The sequence below is a fragment of the Chitinolyticbacter albus genome (assembly GCF_024437655.1).
In the GTDB taxonomy this organism is placed as follows: domain Bacteria; phylum Pseudomonadota; class Gammaproteobacteria; order Burkholderiales; family Chitinibacteraceae; genus Chitinolyticbacter; species Chitinolyticbacter albus.
This window is the reverse complement of the sequence record NZ_JANBVF010000008.1, coordinates 31,125-47,568: the sequence shown is the minus strand read 5'-3', so window position 1 is coordinate 47,568 and position 16,444 is coordinate 31,125. Positions and strand designations below refer to the sequence as shown.

Annotated in this window: 20 protein-coding genes; 18 read left to right on the top strand and 2 right to left on the bottom strand. The window is 63.9% G+C overall.

Translation table 11 applies throughout. From position 1 onward, the window contains the following. The 8 genes from NLI84_RS06625 (at nucleotide 1) to NLI84_RS06590 (ending at nucleotide 6,236) form a co-directional block, all read left to right on the top strand. Nucleotides 1-273 (top strand): hypothetical protein, encoded by a 273-nt coding sequence (locus NLI84_RS06625; protein ID WP_255989068.1) that lies wholly within the window; start codon nucleotides 1-3, stop codon nucleotides 271-273. 39 nt (nucleotides 274-312) lie between these two features. Next, nucleotides 313-1,539 (top strand): NAD(P)/FAD-dependent oxidoreductase, encoded by a 1,227-nt coding sequence (locus NLI84_RS06620; RefSeq protein WP_255989066.1) that lies wholly within the window; start codon nucleotides 313-315, stop codon nucleotides 1,537-1,539. After that, the gene (locus tag NLI84_RS06615) at nucleotides 1,527-2,087 is read left to right on the top strand and encodes a DUF3261 domain-containing protein (protein ID WP_255989065.1); all 561 of its coding nucleotides are present in this window, start codon (nucleotides 1,527-1,529) and stop codon (nucleotides 2,085-2,087) included. The genes NLI84_RS06620 and NLI84_RS06615 overlap by 13 nt, the downstream gene beginning before the upstream one ends. Before the next feature lies 1 nt (nucleotide 2,088). Then, a complete protein-coding gene (locus tag NLI84_RS06610) occupies nucleotides 2,089-3,285 on the top strand; it encodes a beta-ketoacyl-ACP synthase (protein WP_255989064.1) in 1,197 nt (398 codons plus the stop codon). Next, a complete protein-coding gene (locus NLI84_RS06605; protein WP_255989062.1) occupies nucleotides 3,282-3,743 on the top strand; it encodes a hotdog family protein in 462 nt (153 codons plus the stop codon). Before NLI84_RS06610 ends, NLI84_RS06605 begins: the two co-directional genes overlap by 4 nt. After that, entirely contained in the window at nucleotides 3,740-4,471 is a 732-nt protein-coding gene (fabG, locus tag NLI84_RS06600; protein ID WP_255989061.1) for a 3-oxoacyl-ACP reductase FabG, read from the top strand. Before NLI84_RS06605 ends, fabG begins: the two co-directional genes overlap by 4 nt. Beyond that, a complete protein-coding gene (locus NLI84_RS06595; RefSeq protein ID WP_255989060.1) occupies nucleotides 4,468-5,700 on the top strand; it encodes a beta-ketoacyl-ACP synthase in 1,233 nt (410 codons plus the stop codon). The genes fabG and NLI84_RS06595 overlap by 4 nt, the downstream gene beginning before the upstream one ends. A gap of 200 nt (nucleotides 5,701-5,900) precedes the next feature. Further along, complete coding sequence (locus tag NLI84_RS06590; protein WP_255989059.1) at nucleotides 5,901-6,236, top strand: excinuclease ATPase subunit; 336 nt, start codon at nucleotides 5,901-5,903, stop codon at nucleotides 6,234-6,236. A gap of 27 nt (nucleotides 6,237-6,263) precedes the next feature. Here NLI84_RS06590 and NLI84_RS06585 read toward each other — a convergent pair whose 3' ends face one another. Continuing rightward, the gene (locus tag NLI84_RS06585) at nucleotides 6,264-6,713 is read right to left on the bottom strand and encodes a GNAT family N-acetyltransferase (protein WP_255989057.1); all 450 of its coding nucleotides are present in this window, start codon (nucleotides 6,711-6,713) and stop codon (nucleotides 6,264-6,266) included. Between the two features lie 85 nt (nucleotides 6,714-6,798). Then, complete coding sequence (locus NLI84_RS06580) at nucleotides 6,799-7,275, bottom strand: DUF4442 domain-containing protein (RefSeq protein ID WP_255989055.1); 477 nt, start codon at nucleotides 7,273-7,275, stop codon at nucleotides 6,799-6,801. Nucleotides 7,276-7,454: 179 nt separating this feature from the next. Between NLI84_RS06580 and pgsA the strand changes: the two genes are divergently transcribed. From pgsA to NLI84_RS06530, 10 genes are all read left to right on the top strand, one after another. Beyond that, nucleotides 7,455-8,024 carry a CDP-diacylglycerol--glycerol-3-phosphate 3-phosphatidyltransferase gene (pgsA, locus tag NLI84_RS06575; protein WP_255989054.1) on the top strand — a complete coding sequence of 190 codons (570 nt, stop codon included), beginning with the start codon at nucleotides 7,455-7,457 and terminating at the stop codon, nucleotides 8,022-8,024. A gap of 3 nt (nucleotides 8,025-8,027) precedes the next feature. Continuing rightward, nucleotides 8,028-9,182 (top strand): MFS transporter, encoded by a 1,155-nt coding sequence (locus NLI84_RS06570; protein WP_255989053.1) that lies wholly within the window; start codon nucleotides 8,028-8,030, stop codon nucleotides 9,180-9,182. Nucleotides 9,183-9,336: 154 nt separating this feature from the next. After that, complete coding sequence (gene aroF, locus NLI84_RS06565) at nucleotides 9,337-10,341, top strand: 3-deoxy-7-phosphoheptulonate synthase (RefSeq protein ID WP_255989051.1); 1,005 nt, start codon at nucleotides 9,337-9,339, stop codon at nucleotides 10,339-10,341. 101 nt (nucleotides 10,342-10,442) lie between these two features. Then, a complete protein-coding gene (locus tag NLI84_RS06560) occupies nucleotides 10,443-10,877 on the top strand; it encodes an META domain-containing protein (RefSeq protein ID WP_255989049.1) in 435 nt (144 codons plus the stop codon). 269 nt (nucleotides 10,878-11,146) lie between these two features. Then, complete coding sequence (locus NLI84_RS06555) at nucleotides 11,147-12,025, top strand: prephenate dehydrogenase (RefSeq protein ID WP_255989048.1); 879 nt, start codon at nucleotides 11,147-11,149, stop codon at nucleotides 12,023-12,025. After that, a complete protein-coding gene (gene mgrA, locus NLI84_RS06550) occupies nucleotides 12,025-13,014 on the top strand; it encodes an L-glyceraldehyde 3-phosphate reductase (protein WP_255989047.1) in 990 nt (329 codons plus the stop codon). The genes NLI84_RS06555 and mgrA overlap by 1 nt, the downstream gene beginning before the upstream one ends. A gap of 111 nt (nucleotides 13,015-13,125) precedes the next feature. Further along, nucleotides 13,126-13,791 (top strand): (d)CMP kinase, encoded by a 666-nt coding sequence (gene cmk / locus NLI84_RS06545; protein WP_255989045.1) that lies wholly within the window; start codon nucleotides 13,126-13,128, stop codon nucleotides 13,789-13,791. A 219-nt stretch (nucleotides 13,792-14,010) separates the two neighbouring features. Further along, the gene (gene rpsA / locus NLI84_RS06540) at nucleotides 14,011-15,684 is read left to right on the top strand and encodes a 30S ribosomal protein S1 (RefSeq protein WP_373316914.1); all 1,674 of its coding nucleotides are present in this window, start codon (nucleotides 14,011-14,013) and stop codon (nucleotides 15,682-15,684) included. 12 nt (nucleotides 15,685-15,696) lie between these two features. Beyond that, the gene (locus NLI84_RS06535; protein WP_255989043.1) at nucleotides 15,697-15,981 is read left to right on the top strand and encodes an integration host factor subunit beta; all 285 of its coding nucleotides are present in this window, start codon (nucleotides 15,697-15,699) and stop codon (nucleotides 15,979-15,981) included. Between the two features lie 153 nt (nucleotides 15,982-16,134). Beyond that, the gene (locus NLI84_RS06530) at nucleotides 16,135-16,440 is read left to right on the top strand and encodes a lipopolysaccharide assembly protein LapA domain-containing protein (protein WP_255989041.1); all 306 of its coding nucleotides are present in this window, start codon (nucleotides 16,135-16,137) and stop codon (nucleotides 16,438-16,440) included. Nucleotides 16,441-16,444: the final 4 nt, after the last annotated feature.

The following is a 16,444-nucleotide window of genomic DNA, read 5'->3' as shown; positions in this document are numbered from 1 at the left end:
ATGGCTGTCCATACCCTCAACCAGTTTGTCCTGCGCAATCTACGCACCTTTGAAATGATCGGCGTGCTGATGCGCATCTTCAGCTTCAGCCTGGTGAGCTGGCTGGGCGCGGCCAGCCCCTTCATGTTCGTCTGGGTCTTCAACACCATCGACGCCGTGCTGTTGTCGTGGTGCTCCGCCTTGCGCCGCGATACCGCCTACACCACGCTCAACACCTTCTGGGTGCTCGTGGGCGTCGTTGGCGTGCTGCGCGCCGGCAATGTCATCCACTGAACCGGTTTTAACCCTCTCATCATGCCGAGCGAATCTGCCATGCAAGTCGAACATACCGAAATCCTGATCATTGGCGCGGGCCCGGCCGGCGCAGTCGCCGCGGGCCTGTTGCGTAAACAGGGTCGCCAGGTGCTGGTGATCGAGAAGGAGCTGTTTCCGCGCTTTTCGATCGGCGAGAGCCTGCTGCCGCAATCGATGGAGTACATCGAAGCGGCCGGTTTCCTGCAGGACGTGGTCGAGGCTGGTTTCCAGTACAAGAATGGCGCGGCGTTCCAGCGCGGCGAGCGCCGGACCAGCTTCGATTTTCGTGACAAGTTCTCCTGCGGCTGGGGCACCACCTACCAGGTCCAGCGTGCGCATTTCGATGACGTGCTGGCCAAGGCGGCGGCCAAGGCCGGCGCCCAGATCCGTTTCCAGCACCAGGTGGTGGCGGTCGATGTCACAGGGGAACAGCCGGTGGTGACGGTTGCAGCGCCCGATGGCACCCGTTATCAGGTCAGCGCGCGCTTCCTGCTCGATGCCAGCGGCTTCGGGCGCATCCTGCCGCGCCTGCTGAACCTGGAAACGCCGTCGGCCTTTCCGGTGCGCGGGGCCTACTTCACCCATATCGAAGACCGGATCCCGACCGGGGAGTTCGACCGCAACAAGATCCTGGTGAGCATCCACCCCGAACACGTCGACGTCTGGTTCTGGACCATCCCGTTTTCCAATGGTCGCTGCTCGCAGGGCGTGGTGGCGCGCACCGAGTTCCTCGAGCGCTACAGCGGCAGTGAAACCGAGCGCCTGCAGGCCATCATTGCGGAGACGCCAACGCTGTCCAGCCTGCTCAAGGACGCGGTATGGGATACGCCGGCACGCAAGCTGACCGGCTACGCGGCCAATGTCTCCTCGCTGGCGGGGCGCAACTATGCCTTGCTGGGCAACGCGGGCGAGTTCCTCGATCCGGTGTTCTCGAGCGGCGTGACCATCGCCTTCAAGTCCGCCAGCCTCGCTGCTGCTGCGATCGCGCGTGAATTCGCGGGCGACACGGTGGATTGGCAAGCCGATTACGCGCAACCCTTGAAGGCCGGGGTCGATGCGTTCCGCGCCTTTGTCGAGAGCTGGTACGCCGGCGGCTTCCAGGATGTGATCTTCCATGAGCAGCAATCGCCGGAAATCCGCCGCATGATCTCGTCGGTGCTCGCCGGCTACGCCTGGGATGTCAAGAACCCCTATGTCGCCGAGCCGCGCCGGCTCAAGGCGCTGGAGCAGTTGTGCGCGCTCTGATCGTTGCCGTATTGCTGCTGGCAGCTTGCGCCACGCCGCCTGCCGAACGCGCGCTGCCGCCATTGCGGCTTGCGCCGGCCGATTACGGCGCGAGCGTGAGCCTAGTGCAGCGACTGACCGTGTGGCTGAACCCGGACGGGCAAGGCGAGAAAGCCGCTGCGCACAGCCTGGATGCGCAACTCGAGATCGACACCGAGGCGGTGCAGCTGGTTGGCATCGCACTGGGCCAGCGTGTGCTCAACCTGCGCTGGGATGGTCGTGAGCTGGCAAGCAGCCGTCACGCCCTTTTGCCGCAGGCCGTGGATGCGGGACACGTGCTGCGCGACGTGCAACTGGTGTTCTGGCCGGCCGAATCGGTTCGGGCCGCACTGCCGGCCGGCTGGACGCTGCGCGATACGGGTGCCAACGAGCGGACATTGCTGCATGCCGGCCAGGAGCTGGTGCGCATCCGCTACGAGGGGGTGACGCGCGATACGGGACGGGTCGAACTGGAAAACCTGCTGGAGCGCTATCGCATGCAGATCGAGACGGCGCGCAATGCGGAATGATATGAACGAAGCGGTCTATCTCAATGAGCTCGGCATCGTCTGCGCGCTGGGAGCGGGGCAGGCGGAAGTCCGGGCGGCGCTGTTCGCCACCAAGGTGAGTGGCGTCGCGCCGGTGCCGGAGGCGCTGCCGGGCAGAACCTTGCATCTGGGGCGGGTGGCAGGCGCGCTTGCTGCGGACGAACAACTGCCCGTATCGCTGCATAGCCGCAACAATGCGCTGTTGCTGGCGGCGCTCGCGCAGATCCGGGCTGAGGTCGAGGCGGCCATCATCCGCTTTGGCGCGCACCGCGTTGCCGTGATCCTGGGAACGAGCACGTCCGGTGTCGCCGAAGCGGAGCGCGGCATGTTCGCCTATGCCCGTACCGGCGCACTACCCGAAGATTTTCATCTGGCGCAGCAGGAAATGGGCTCGCCCGCCGTGGCATTGGCGCAGGTGCTGGGCGTGACCGGGCCGGCCCACGTGATTTCCACCGCGTGCTCGTCCAGCGCCAAGGCGCTGGCCAGCGCCGCGCGCTTGTTGCGCGCCGGGATGTGCGACGCGGTGATCGTCGGTGGCGGCGATACGCTGTGCCAGTTCACCGTGGCCGGGTTCGCCGCGCTGGAATCGGTGAGCGCCGCACGGTGCAACCCGATGAGCGCTGCGCGCGACGGCATCAATATTGGCGAAGGCGCAGCGCTGTTTCTGATGACGCGCGAACCGGGCCCGGTGATGCTGGCCGGCTGGGGTGAATCGTCCGATGCCTACCATATCTCCGCGCCCGATCCGTCCGGCCGGGGCGCACTGGCCGCGATGCAGGGCGCGTTAACGCGTGCCGGCATCGCGCCTGCGGCGATCGATTACATCAATCTGCACGGTACGGCGACACCGCATAACGACGCGATGGAAAGCCGGGCGGTATTCGGACTGTTTGGCGCTGCGACGCCGGCGAGTTCGACCAAACCCTTGACCGGACACACGCTGGGCGCCGCTGGCGCGATCGAGGCCGCCATCTGCTGGCTGACATTGCATGACAATCCACGCGGCCAGTTGCCGCCGCACTGGTGGGACGGCTTGGCCGACGCGGCCTTGCCGCAGCTCAATCTGGTGAAGCCTGCGCGCGTGCTTGGCCGTCCGCTCGACTATGCGCTGAGCAACTCGTTCGCCTTTGGCGGCAGCAACGCGGCGCTGGTGCTGGCCCGCGTGCGGGGGCAGGCATGACCGACCTGAGTACCGTGGCGATCACCGATCTGGTGCCGCATGCCGACGCCATGTGCCTGCTCGATCGCGTCTTGCGGGCCGAGGGCGAGACGCTGGTCGCCGAAGTGACAATACGCGCGGATGGGTTGTTCTGCAGCGACGGCGAGGTCGGCGGCTGGGTCGGTATCGAGTATATGGCGCAGGCCGTTGCCGCCTGGGCCGGCTGGCAATCGCGACAGCGTGGTCAGTTGCCCCGGGTGGGGTTTCTGCTGGGAAGCCGGCGCTATGAGTGCAGCCGTGGCGGCTTCTTGCCCGGCGAAACGCTGCACATCCACGTGCACCGGCAGTTCCAGGCCGACAATGGCCTGGGGCAGTTCGACTGCCGCATCGAAATCGCCGGCGAGTGCATAGCGAGCGCGGCGTTGACGGTGTTCGAGCCCGACGATGCGACCCAGTTTTTGCAAGGACTAGACAGATGAATGACAAGACGGTGCTGGTCACCGGCTCCAGCCGCGGCATAGGCCGGGCGATCGCGTTGCGGCTGGCGCGTGACGGTTACGATCTCGTGCTGCATTGCCGCAGCCGCCGCGACGAAGCCGAATCCGTCGCGACGCAGGTGCGTGAACTGGGGCGTGCCGCGCGGGTGCTGCAATTCGATGTGGCCGATCGTGCGCGCGCAGCCGAAGTGCTGTTGGCCGACGTCGAGACGCACGGTTGCCACTACGGCGTGGTCTGCAACGCCGGCATCGCGCGCGACAACGCTTTTCCGGCGATGCCGCCGGAAGACTGGGATGCGGTGATCCATACCAATCTGGATGGCTTCTACAACGTGCTGCACCCGCTGACGATGCCGCTGGTGCGACGCAAGCGCCCCGGGCGCATCGTCACGCTGGCCTCGGTGTCCGGCATCATGGGCAATCGCGGCCAGGTGAACTACAGCGCGGCCAAGGCCGGCATCATTGGTGCGACCAAGGCACTGGCGGTCGAGCTCGCCAGTCGTGCGATCACCGTCAATTGCGTGGCGCCGGGGCTGATCGATACCGAGATGGTCAAGCAGCATGTGCTGGATGAGGCAATGAAGATCATTCCGGCGCGTCGCATGGGCAAGCCCGACGAGGTCGCGGCGGCGGTGAGCTTTCTGCTGAGCGAGGATGCCGCCTATATCACGCGGCAGGTGATTTCGGTGAACGGGGGCATGGTGGGATGAAGCGCGTAGTAGTGACTGGCTTTGGCGCCATCAGCCCGCTGGGCCACGATTGGAAGACGGTGGAGGCGCGGCTGCGCGCCGGCCGCAACGCCGTGCAGGTGATGGACGGCTGGGCCGAGTACGAAGGCCTCCATACCCAGGTCGGCGCGCCCGCGGCGCCGTTCGAGTTACCTGCCCATTACAACCGCAAGACCTTGCGCAGCATGGGGCGCGTTGCGGTGATGGCCACCCGCGCCAGCGAGCTGGCGCTGATCGATGCGGGCCTGTTGCACGATCCGCTGCTCAAGAGCGGCCAGATGGGCATCGCCTATGGCTCGTCTTCGGGCACGCCGGCATCGATAGGCGATTTTGGCCGCATGCTCAACGAAAAGACCACCGAGGGCATTACCGCGACGACCTACATCAAGATGATGTCGCATACCGCCGCGGTCAATATGGGCGTGTTCTTCGGCATGACGGGCCGCATCATCCCCACCTCGAGCGCCTGTACCTCGGGCAGCCAGGGTATCGGCTATGCCTTCGAAGCCATCCAGTCCGGCCGGCAGATCGCCATGCTGGCCGGTGGCGCCGAAGAGCTCGACCCGACCGAGGCGGCGGTGTTCGATACCTTGTTTGCCACCAGCGTCCAGCACAACGGCAGCCCGGCGCTGACGCCTCGCCCGTTCGACGCCGGCCGTGACGGCTTGGTACTGGGCGAGGGCGCCTGCACGCTGGTGCTGGAAGAGCTCGGCCACGCGCTGGCGCGCGGCGCCACCATCTACGCCGAGATCGTCGGCTATGGAACCAATAGCGACGGCCGCCACGTCACCCAGCCCCATAGCGAAACCATGGCGACGGCAATGCGGCTGGCGCTGGCCGACGCGGGTCTTGCCGCGGCCGATATCGGCTATGTGAACGCGCATGGTACGGCCACCGAACACGGCGATATTGCGGAATCGGCCGCTACCCACGCGGTGTTCGGCGAGCGCATGCCGATTTCGTCGCTCAAGAGCTACATGGGCCATACGCTGGGCGCCTGTGGCGCGCTGGAAGCGTGGATGAGCATCGAGATGCTGCGCAGCGGCTGGTTTGCTCCGACGCTGAACCTTGATACCGTCGATACACGTTGCGCGCCGCTCGACTACATCGTCGGTGCCGGCCGCGAGATCGATACCGATATCGTGATGAGCAACAACTTTGCCTTTGGCGGAATCAATACCTCGTTGATCCTGCGCCGCTGGCCCGTATAGCGCAGACCCGGCAAACACAAGGTTGATTGCCAATGAAAAGTTGTAGTTTTCCAGTTGATGTACCCAGACCGACCAAAAAAAGACCAAGGGAAAATATGAGGCACTCCGTACTGATACTGCTTGCTTGCGTTGGCTTGTTGGCGGGCCCCGCAATGGCGCGTGACGATATCGTTCACATTGCATTGGCGGACGTCTTGGCCATGCCCGAAGCGCAAGGCAAGCTCGACGGAACGGTCAAATTCTTCCTCGCCGGGCAAAAGACTCCCAAGGTATTGCAGCGGCTGGAGAGCGACGTATCCAACCAGAAAACCAATGGGGTGGGGAAAAGCGACGAGTTCGGTTGCAAATGGGCCGCCTTGTCGGCGCTGATTCAATTTCAGGAATCCGCCAAGGCGCGCGGCGCCAATGCCGTGGTCGATCTGGTTAGCTACTACAAGAAGAAAGAGAGTCGCAACGACGCCACGATGGAATGCCACGCCGGCAGTTTCGTGATCGGTGTGGCGCTCAAGGGCGATTACGCCAAGCTGCGGGATTAAGGCTGAAAAACCTGGGGGCGAGCTGGCTCAGCTGTGCTCACCCCGATAGATCAGGATTTCATCCCCGTTGCTGTACTCGCCGAGCGGCTGCCAGCCGCAGCGGCGGTAAAAGCCATGAGCGCGGCCCGCGGGATCGGGATTGGCTGCGAGCCAGACGCGCGGGCAGCCGCAATCCGCCAGCCAATCGCGGACCCGCTGCAGCAGGGCGCGACCGATGCCGCGGCCTTCGTACTCAGGCAGAACGGCCAGCACCAGCATTTCCCCACTGCTGCGATCACCGCTGGCGAAGCCGACGATGCGGCCATCGATTTCGCACAGCCAGCCCCGTGATTCGCCGCTGGCCATGGAGCGCGCGGCCGATTCGGGGGTGATGCCCAGCGTTGCGAGGTAGTCCACGGACAAGGCGTTCTCGCGCGTGGCGGCACGAACGCGGAACAATTCGGGCAGATCGGCAAGCTGGGTTTCACGAATCAGCATGGCAAGGTGGGGGAGCGAATGGGCCGCGCAGTCTAAGTCAAGAGCGAGCGCCTGCGGCCACGGTGCCCATACCGGGCAAGCCGGATCAATTGTCGGACTGCCCGATTTCCAGGCGCGCGCGCGGCTTGCGGCGGATGTAGAGCGTCTTTTGCACCCGCGCGACCAGTTCGCCGACATCGTCGACCACGTCGATGGTGAATTCGGGCAGGTATTTGTCGCCGCCGGCCGTGTGGGCCCGGATGTCTGCCAACACGGTTTGATCGAGCCGGAACTTGGCGTGTACCCGGCCGCGACCCGGCGCGATGAAATCGATGCTGGCGCGCTGGTCCCATACGTAGTAATCGGGCCCCAGTACGTGCATCAACATCAGCATGTACCAAGGATCGGTCATCGCGAACAGACTGCCGCCGAAATGGGTGCCCACGTAGTTGCGGTTGTACCAGCGCAGCCGTAGCTCGACGTCGATCTCGCGCCAATCGCTGGAAAACCGCGTGGCGTGTATGCCGGCGAGGAGAAATGGCGGCCAGAGGTTGATCAGGTGGCGGAGCGTACTGGGCTTCATCGGCAAGGTGGGTTCTCTTGGGCAAGCCGCACGTTCTCAAACGATCGTTTCAATGTCAATGCGGGTCCGCCGTGGGGCCAGACGACCGAAGTGCTGCCCAATCCATGCCGGTCAAGAACGCTTCGCGCAGCGGATTTCGGGCTAGAATGCGGCTTTTGCTGCTCACCACGCCCCGCGCGATGCCCCTGAACCTGCCCATCCTGCTTACCTGGTTGCGCGTCGCGCTGATTCCGGTTTTCGTCGGCCTGTTCTATCTGCCCGATAGCATGATTTCGTTGACCAGCAAGAACGTGAGCGGCACGCTGATCTTCGCGGTGGCGGCACTCACCGACTGGTTCGACGGCTTCCTCGCCCGGCGCTGGAACCAGACGTCGAGCTTCGGCGCCTTTCTCGATCCGGTGGCGGACAAGCTGATGGTGGCGGCGGCGCTGATCCTGCTGATCGAGCTCGATCGCGCGGCGGCCTGGCTTGCCGTCATCATCATCGGCCGCGAAATCACCATCTCGGCGCTGCGCGAGTGGATGGCGCAACTGGGTAAATCCAAGAACGTGGCGGTGGCGTATATCGGCAAGCTCAAGACCTCGGCGCAGATGGTGGCCATCCTGCTGCTATTGTGGTGGGGACCGCTGGTTCCTGGCGTTTCCACGCCGTTGGTGGGAACGATCGCGCTGTATCTGGCCAGCGTGCTGACCATCGTCTCGATGTTCTATTACCTACAGGTTGCCGCGCAGCAGTTCCGCGAACAGTAAGCCATGACGAAATCCCGAGCCGCCGGTCTCGCTGCGATCGGCGGCTTTTACTTTTGCTACTTCGGCTTCACCGGCCTGTTCCAGCCCTATTGGGGCGTGTACCTCGCTGCCTTGTCGTTCCCGGCGTGGCAGATCGGCATCCTGACTTCGCTGACCCAGATCAACCGTATCTATGCGCCGGCCATCTGGGGCTGGCTGGCCGACCATACCGGCCGCCGCGCCGTCATCCTGCGGCTGGCTGGCATCGGCGGCGTAACGGGCTTCGTGTTGCTGCAGTTTGCCGACCGCTTCTCTACCATGCTCGCCGCGCTGTGGTTGGCCACCTTCTTCTGGAGCGCCGCCTTGCCGCTGGTCGAGGCGCTGACGATGGACCGGCTGCGTGGCGACGGAGGCCGTTACGCGCGGCTGCGAGTGTGGGGCTCGATTGGCTTTATCGTCACCTCGGTAGCGGCGGGCTACTGGATACAGGCGCACGGCGTGGGTGTGCTGCCGCTGTCGGCGCTGATGGTGATGGCCGGGCTGGCGCTCTATACCTGGCTGCTGCCACATGTGCCCGCTCCGCAGCACAGCCCGGCGCAGCTGGCTGCGGGCTTTAGCGATATCCTGCGCCGCCGCGAGGTACGCGTGGTGTTCGCCGCCTGCTTCCTGATGTTGCTGGCACACGGCCCGTACTACAGCTTCTATTCGATCTGGGTGGCGGCGCATGGCGTGGCCAAGAGCCATATCGGCTGGCTGTGGACGCTGGGTGTGCTGGCCGAAATCGTGATGTTCATGCAGATGTCGCGGCTTACCGCGCGCTGGTCGCGTCGCGGCTTGCTGTTGACATGCTTCGCGGTGGCAATACTGCGCTTCCTGGCGATCGCCTGGGGGGCGGACAGCATGGCCGTGCTGCTGCTGGCGCAGCTGGGCCATGCATTCACCTTTGCGGTCTGCCATGCGGTGGCGATGAGCTTCGTGCACCAGCACTTCGCCGGGCCCCATCAGGGCAAGGGGCAGGCACTCTACATCGGCGTGTCGTTCGGCCTTGGCGCCAGCAGCGGCGGCATGCTCTCGGGCTGGGCCTGGGAGGCGTTGGGCGGGCAGGGCGTATTCACCTTGGCCGCTTGTGCCGCGGTGCTGGGCGGGCTGCTGTGCTGGCGTGGTCTGGCGCGGGAATGAGCTGAATCTAAGACTAGCGTGGTGAGTACGGCGCATTTGGCGTACGGTGCTGCCATGCGTGGCCTACGCGTAGACCGCAATAGGCGGCGCGCGCCGGGAACGCTAGATTTCCGGGATACCGTTACCGCTCGAGAACGCTCTTATGATCATCGTGATGCAAGTCCATGCCTCCGAGGCTCAGATCGACCATGTGGTCGCGCAGATCCGCGCCGCTGGCCTCAAGGAGCATGTATCGCGCGGCTCCGAGCTTGTCATCATTGGCGCCATAGGCGACGAGAACAAACTCGATCTGGCCCATTTCGAAATCCTTCCCGGCGTGGAGCGCGTCAATCGCGTCACCAAGCAGTACAAGATCGTCTCGCGCGACAGCCATCCTGCCGGTTCGGTGGTCAAGGTGCGCGGCATCGCGATTGGCGGCCCGCAGATCCAGGTGATCGCCGGCCCCTGCTCGGTGGAAACGCAGGAACAGATGGACCTGGCCGCCGATGCGGTCGCCGCGGCAGGTTGCCGTTTGATGCGTGGCGGCGCGTTCAAGCCGCGCACCAGCCCCTACGCCTTCCAGGGGCTGGGTGTGACCGGGCTGGAGTATTTCCAGTCGGCGGCACGGCGCCACAAGCTGCCGGTGGTGACCGAGCTGATGGATATCCGCATGCTCGACACCTTCATGGAATACGACGTCGACGTGATCCAGATCGGCGCGCGCAACATGCAGAACTTCGATCTGCTCAAGGAAGTCGGGCGCGTCAACAAGCCCATCATCCTCAAGCGCGGTCTGTCGGCGACGATCAGCGAATGGCTGATGGCAGCCGAATACATTGCCGCCGGCGGTAATCACAACATCATTTTCTGCGAGCGTGGCATCCGCACCTTCGAGACGGCCTACCGCAACGTGCTCGACGTGACTGCGATCCCGGTGCTCAAGCGCGAGACACACCTACCGGTGATCGTCGATCCCAGCCATGCCGGCGGCAAGGCCTGGATGGTGCCGGCACTGGCGCAGGCGGCCATTGCCGCTGGCGCCGACGGCCTGCTGGTCGAAATGCATCCCAATCCTTGTGATGCCTGGTGCGATGCCGATCAGGCACTGACGCCGGACGAGCTGAAAACGCTGATGGTCACGCTGGGCGCGATTGCCAACGCGATCGGCCGCAGCATCTAACCCCCGAGTACCCGGCGCTGATCCCGCGCCCCGCACTTGCTGCGTTTCTGGAGCACGGTCCCGACCTTGCCATTGACTGAGGTGTAGCCATGAAAAAAACCTTGCTGATCGCTCTGCTGATTGCGTCGCATTTTGCCTGCGGCGCTGAAACCAGTTCCTTGCTCAACGGCGAGTACCGTATCGAGCGCGTCGTGATCGATGGCAGGGTGACGAAGCCCGCTAACGAGCGGCTTGCCCTCAGCATCCAGGGTGAGCGCATCACCGGCTTTTCCGGCTGCAACCGTTTCATGGGCCCATTTCGTCATCAGGCGCAGACGATTGCGATCGGTCCGCTCGCGGGTACGCGCATGGCTTGCCTCGATGAAGCTCGCGGCAAGCTGGAAGCGGATGTGCTCGCGGCGCTGCAAAGCGTGAACAGTTTCGCTCTGGATGCGGCGCGCGAAACGGTGACATTGCGCGGCGCGCAAGGACAGCTGATCACGCTGGCACTTGTACCAAGGGCCGAGACGGCGCCGGATGTCGCGCACAGGATGTAGGCCGCTCTAAAGCGGTGTCGGCAAGATGGAGCGCCTGTCGGGGGGCGTGATTCGACGGGTCTGAGCGGCAGGTGTCGCCCCTACGCAGCAGAGGGTTAAAGAGCACGGGCAGCGTGGGTGTGTGTAGCGCGGCGGCGACGCGCCGATGCACCCAACCGGCGTTGAATGCCGGTCAAAGTGCGTCAACGCTCGCGCCTGCTTTGCAGGAAGATGCCTGCCCTGAGCGGATCGCGTACCATGCGACTGGATAAGTTCGACGAAAAAAATTCATGGCCAAGATAGGCAAACTGGTGCTGCTGGGCACCGGGCTGATCGGTGGATCCTTCGCGCTGGCACTCAAGCGTGCAGGCATGGTCGACCAGGTGGTCGGCGTGGGCCGTGATCCCCGCAATCTGGAACGCGCGCTTGAGCTTGGCGTGATCGACGCGGCCAGCCACGATGCCGCAGCCGCGGCTGCCGGCGCCGATCTGATCCTGCTGGCGACTCCCGTTGGCCAGATGGGGGCGTTGATGCAGACCATTGCGCCCCGGCTCGCACCCCATTGCATCGTCACCGATGGTGGATCGACCAAGCAGGATGTCGTCGCGCTGTTTCACCGACATTTGCCCGGGCATCTAAAGGCATGCGTGCCCGGCCATCCGATCGCCGGCTCCGATCTTTCCGGCGCGGCGGCAGCGCGCTATGGCTTGTTCGAAGGGCGGCGCGTGGTACTGACCCCGCTGCAGGAGTCGGCACCGGAGGCGATCGCCCAACTCACCGCGCTCTGGCAGGCCTGTGGCGCCGAGGTCTTCCACATGGATGCCGCCGAACACGATTCGATTTTTGCCGCCGTTAGCCATGTGCCACATCTGGTGGCGTTTGCCTATATGAATGCCTTGCTCGATCGGCCTAATATCGACGCCTGCCTCGAATTTGCCGCAACGGGTTTTCGCGATTTCTCGCGGATCGCCGGTTCGCATCCGGCGATGTGGCGCGATATCGCCTTGGCCAATCGCGAAGCGGTCGTGGCGGATTTGCGCGGCAACATCAGCCGCATGCAGGAGTTGGTGGCCTTGATCGAAGCCGGCGATACCGGCCAACTGACCGAATACATCGAGCGTGCCAGTCAGGCCCGGGTGGCCTGGGACGCGCGTCGCAAGGAGCCTTGATGCCTTACCTCGCCCAACCCCAACGCTACGACGGCATGGCCTATCGCCGTTGCGGCAGCAGCGGCCTGATGCTGCCGGCGATCTCGCTCGGCATGTGGCACAACTTTGGCGACAACAAGTCGCATGCCACCAGTCGTGCCATGGTGCTGGCAGCGTTCGATGCCGGCATCACCCACTTCGATCTGGCCAATAACTACGGGCCACCACCGGGATCGGCCGAAGAGACGTTCGGCCGGGTGCTGGCCAGCGATCTCAAGGCCTATCGCGATGAAATCCTGATCTCGACCAAGGCCGGCTGGCAGATGTGGCCCGGCCCCTACGGCGACTGGGGCAGCCGCAAATACCTGGTGGCGAGCCTGGACCAAAGCCTGAAGCGGTTGGGCGTTGAGTACGTTGACATCTACTACCACCACCGCCCCGATCCGGCTACGCCGCTGGAGGAAACCATGGGTGCGTTGGACGCGGTGGTGCGCCAGGGCAAGGCGCTGTATGTCGGCATCTCGTCGTACCCGGCCGAGCAGACGCGCGAGGCCGCACGCATCCTCAAGGAGCTCGGCACGCCGTGCCTGATCCACCAGCCGTCGTACTCGATGTTCGATCGCTGGATCGAGGGCGGGCTCACTGACGTGCTGCAGGAGGAAGGCATAGGTTCGATCGCGTTCTGCCCGCTGGCGCAGGGTCTGCTCACCAGCCGTTACCTGGATGGCATTCCCGCCGATTCGCGCGCAGCCGCAAGCGACAATCCCTTTTTGACCACCGACAACGTCGACGCGCGCTTGGCGCAGGTGAGGGCGCTGAACGAGATCGCCGCCGCACGCGGCCAGAGCCTGGCGCAGATGGTGCTGGCGTGGGCCTTGCGCACGGTAACCTCGGTGATCATCGGCGCGAGCCGCGTCGAGCAGATCACCGAGAACCTGGGCGCGGTGGCCAGGCTCGACTTTGCCGCCGACGAGCTTGCGCGCATCGAGGCCATCCTCGCCCGGCGTTGATGTCACACGTCGCCGTCACCCGGTTCCGGGTTTGCGGCGACGGCGTTACAATGGCGAAACACCGGCAGGTGCAGACCTGCCGGTTTTCTTTTTTTGCAGCAAGGGTTTGCCATGAATCTGGTTCCGGTCATCGCCATCGACGGTCCTTCCGCCTCGGGCAAAGGCACGGTGGCGCACGGCGTCGCCGAGGCGCTCGGCTTTCATTACCTCGATTCGGGCGCACTCTATCGCCTGACCGCGCTCGCTGCCGGCCGCCGTGGCCTGTCCTGGGATGACGAAGTGGCGGTCGCTGGCGTCGCGGCCGCGCTTGATGCGCGTTTCGATGGCGAGACCATCGTGCTCGATGGCGCCGATGTCAGCTCGGCGATCCGCAGCGAGGATATCGGCGTGGGCGCATCGCGCGTGGCGGCGCTGCCTGCGGTGCGGGCCGCGTTGTTGCAACGCCAGCGCGGCTACGCCCGTATGCCGGGGCTGGTGGCCGACGGCCGTGACATGGGGTCCGTGGTGTTTCCGGAGGCCCCCCTCAAGGTGTTCCTGACCGCCAGCGCAGCGGTGCGCGCCGCGCGCCGTTACCAGCAACTGATCGGTCGGGGCGAAGCGGCGGATCTGGCGGCGATTACCGCCGATCTGGAGACCCGTGACGCGCGGGACCGCGCCCGCAGCGTATCGCCGCTGGCGCAGCAGGCCGATGCGTTGCTGCTTGATACCGACGGGCTCGGCATTGCAGAGGCAGTCGATCAGGTGCTGGCATGGTGGCGCGTCAAGGCACAGGCCTGAGGCGCGCGCCTGCCGGCTGTGCGGGTCACCCTGCAAAAATCACGCTAAGCACTTGATCGAAAAAAAATAAATATTTAGAATCTTCAGTTACCCGTAGTACGCGGGTATGTCGTGTCGACGTTACGCAAGGTGGCGTCGGCGAAGTGCAACTAACCCTGCTCCCCTTTCTGGGAGTGTTTGGAATCTTCCTTAATGACTACTGCTACTCTGTCCGGCTCCATGGAGAGCTTTGCCGCCCTGTTCGAGGAAAGCCTCAAGAACCAGGAAATGCGTTCTGGTGAGGTGATTACCGCTGAGGTGGTAGCCGTTGACCACAATTTCGTGACCGTCAACGCCGGCCTGAAGTCTGAATCCCTGATCTCCATCGACGAATTCAAGAACGACCGTGGCGAAGTTGAAGTCAAGGTTGGCGATTTCGTTCCGGTGGCGATCGATAGCCTGGAAAACGGCTACGGCGAAACCAAGCTCTCGCGCGAGAAGGCCAAGCGCCTCGCGTCGTGGATCGAGCTGGAAGACGCCCTCGAGAAGGGCGCCATCATGTCCGGCGTGATCTCGGGCAAGGTCAAGGGCGGCCTGACCGTGATGGTCAATGGTCTGCGCGCCTTCCTGCCGGGTTCGCTGGTCGACACCCGTCCGGTCAAGGACACCACGCCGTTCGAAGGCAAGCAAGTCGAATTCAAGGTCATCAAGCTCGATCGCAAGCGCAACAACGTCGTTGTGTCGCGTCGTGCCGTGCTCGAAGAGAGCCTGGGCGAAGAGCGTCAGAAGCTGCTTGAAACCCTGCGCGAAGGCGTGGTGGTCAAGGGTATCGTCAAGAACATCACCGACTACGGTGCGTTCGTTGACCTCGGCGGCATCGATGGCCTGCTGCACATCACCGATCTGGCATGGCGCCGCGTCAAGCACCCGAGCGAAGTGCTCGCCGTGGGCGATGAAGTCGAAGCCAAGGTCCTCAAGTTCGATCAAGAAAAGAACCGCGTCTCGCTGGGTCTGAAGCAGCTGGGCGAAGATCCGTGGGTGGGCCTGTCGCGCCGCTACCCGCAAGGCACCCGTCTGTTCGGCAAGGTCACCAACCTGACCGACTACGGCGCCTTCGTCGAGATCGAACAAGGCATCGAAGGCCTGGTGCACGTGTCGGAAATGGACTGGACCAACAAGAACGTCCATCCGTCCAAGGTGGTGTCGCTGGGCGACGAAGTCGAAGTGATGATCCTCGACATCGACGAAGAAAAGCGTCGTATCAGCCTGGGCATGAAGCAGTGCGTCGCCAATCCGTGGGACGAGTTCGAAGCCAACTACAAGAAGGGCGACAAGCTCAAGGGCGCGATCAAGTCGATCACCGACTTCGGCGTATTCGTCGGCCTGCCGGGTGGCATCGACGGCCTGGTTCACCTGTCCGACCTGTCGTGGCACGTGACCGGCGAAGAAGCCGTGCGCAACTTCAAGAAGGGTGACGAAGTCGAGGCCGTGGTGCTGTCGATCGACACCGAGAAGGAACGCATCAGCCTCGGCATCAAGCAGCTCGAAGGTGATCCGTTCAACAACTACGTGTCGAGTAGCGACAAGGGCGCCATCGTCAAGGGTACCGTCAAGTCCCTGGATGCCAAGGGTGCCGTGATCGCGCTGAGCGAAGACGTTGAAGGCTACCTGCGTTCGACCGAAGTCTCGCGTGACCGCGTCGAAGACATCCGTAGCGTGCTGAAGGAAGGCGACGAAGTTGAAGCGATGATCATCAACGTCGATCGCAAGACCCGTTCGATCAACCTGTCGATCAAGGCCAAGGACATGGGCGACGAAAAGGCTGCCATCAGCCAGCTCTCGTCTGACGCCAGCGCCGGCACCACCAACCTCGGTGCCCTGCTGAAGGCCAAGCTGTCCGGTTCGAACGAATAAGGGCCCAGGGTCGTGACCAAGTCCGAACTCATTGCAAGGCTCACCACCCGTTACCCGCAGTTGGTGGCGAAAGATGCAGAGTTGGCCGTCAAGACCATACTCGATGCGATGGGCAAGAGCCTGGCTCAAGGTCGTCGCATCGAGATTCGCGGCTTCGGCAGCTTCGACCTGAACTACCGTCCCCCGAGAACGGGGCGCAATCCGAAATCCGGCAGCAAGGTCGAGGTTCCGGAAAAGTTTGTGCCTCATTTCAAGGCTGGCAAGGAACTACGCGAGCGCGTTGACGAGCTCGAGTAAACCGGCTCGCCGGGGAACACGAAAACGGCACGCGCAAGCGTGCCGTTCTTTCTTGCCTGCAGTTTCCGCCGCCGCGGGGTGGTGATATTCCCCGCTGGGCCGCTTTCTGACGAATCGGCTACAATGACGGCACTTTCGACCCGCGAGATGCCCATGCGCTATCTGCTCTGGCTGATCAAGCTCCTGCTGTTCGTGCTGCTGTTCGGCTTTGCCATGCATAACGCTGAGCCCGTCACGCTGAAGTTCTTCCTGGGTTATGCCTGGCAGGCGCCACTTGCGCTGGTGTTGTTGGTGTTCTTCGTCGCCGGTGCGGCGCTCGGACTGCTGGCCGCGTTGGGGCAGGTGGTCAAGCAGCGGCGAGAGCTGGTCAGCCTGCGCAAGGAATTGCGCGCACGCAGCGCGCCCGCGCATCCCTCCGCCCCGGATCCCTTGCTGGAACAGCCGCGTGACGCGGTGTAATCCC

Coding starts and splice junctions, on each gene's coding strand:
- NLI84_RS06625 (WP_255989068.1), top strand. CDS start 1: ATGGCTGTCCATACCCTCAACCAGTTTGTCCTGCGCAATCTACGCACC.
- NLI84_RS06620 (WP_255989066.1), top strand. CDS start 313: ATGCAAGTCGAACATACCGAAATCCTGATCATTGGCGCGGGCCCGGCC.
- NLI84_RS06610 (WP_255989064.1), top strand. CDS start 2,089: ATGAACGAAGCGGTCTATCTCAATGAGCTCGGCATCGTCTGCGCGCTG.
- NLI84_RS06605 (WP_255989062.1), top strand. CDS start 3,282: ATGACCGACCTGAGTACCGTGGCGATCACCGATCTGGTGCCGCATGCC.
- fabG (WP_255989061.1), top strand. CDS start 3,740: ATGAATGACAAGACGGTGCTGGTCACCGGCTCCAGCCGCGGCATAGGC.
- NLI84_RS06595 (WP_255989060.1), top strand. CDS start 4,468: ATGAAGCGCGTAGTAGTGACTGGCTTTGGCGCCATCAGCCCGCTGGGC.
- NLI84_RS06590 (WP_255989059.1), top strand. CDS start 5,901: ATGCCCGAAGCGCAAGGCAAGCTCGACGGAACGGTCAAATTCTTCCTC.
- NLI84_RS06585 (WP_255989057.1), bottom strand. CDS start 6,713: ATGCTGATTCGTGAAACCCAGCTTGCCGATCTGCCCGAATTGTTCCGC.
- NLI84_RS06580 (WP_255989055.1), bottom strand. CDS start 7,275: ATGAAGCCCAGTACGCTCCGCCACCTGATCAACCTCTGGCCGCCATTT.
- pgsA (WP_255989054.1), top strand. CDS start 7,455: ATGCCCCTGAACCTGCCCATCCTGCTTACCTGGTTGCGCGTCGCGCTG.
- NLI84_RS06570 (WP_255989053.1), top strand. CDS start 8,028: ATGACGAAATCCCGAGCCGCCGGTCTCGCTGCGATCGGCGGCTTTTAC.
- aroF (WP_255989051.1), top strand. CDS start 9,337: ATGCAAGTCCATGCCTCCGAGGCTCAGATCGACCATGTGGTCGCGCAG.
- NLI84_RS06555 (WP_255989048.1), top strand. CDS start 11,147: ATGGCCAAGATAGGCAAACTGGTGCTGCTGGGCACCGGGCTGATCGGT.
- mgrA (WP_255989047.1), top strand. CDS start 12,025: ATGCCTTACCTCGCCCAACCCCAACGCTACGACGGCATGGCCTATCGC.
- cmk (WP_255989045.1), top strand. CDS start 13,126: ATGAATCTGGTTCCGGTCATCGCCATCGACGGTCCTTCCGCCTCGGGC.
- rpsA (WP_373316914.1), top strand. CDS start 14,011: ATGGAGAGCTTTGCCGCCCTGTTCGAGGAAAGCCTCAAGAACCAGGAA.
- NLI84_RS06530 (WP_255989041.1), top strand. CDS start 16,135: ATGCGCTATCTGCTCTGGCTGATCAAGCTCCTGCTGTTCGTGCTGCTG.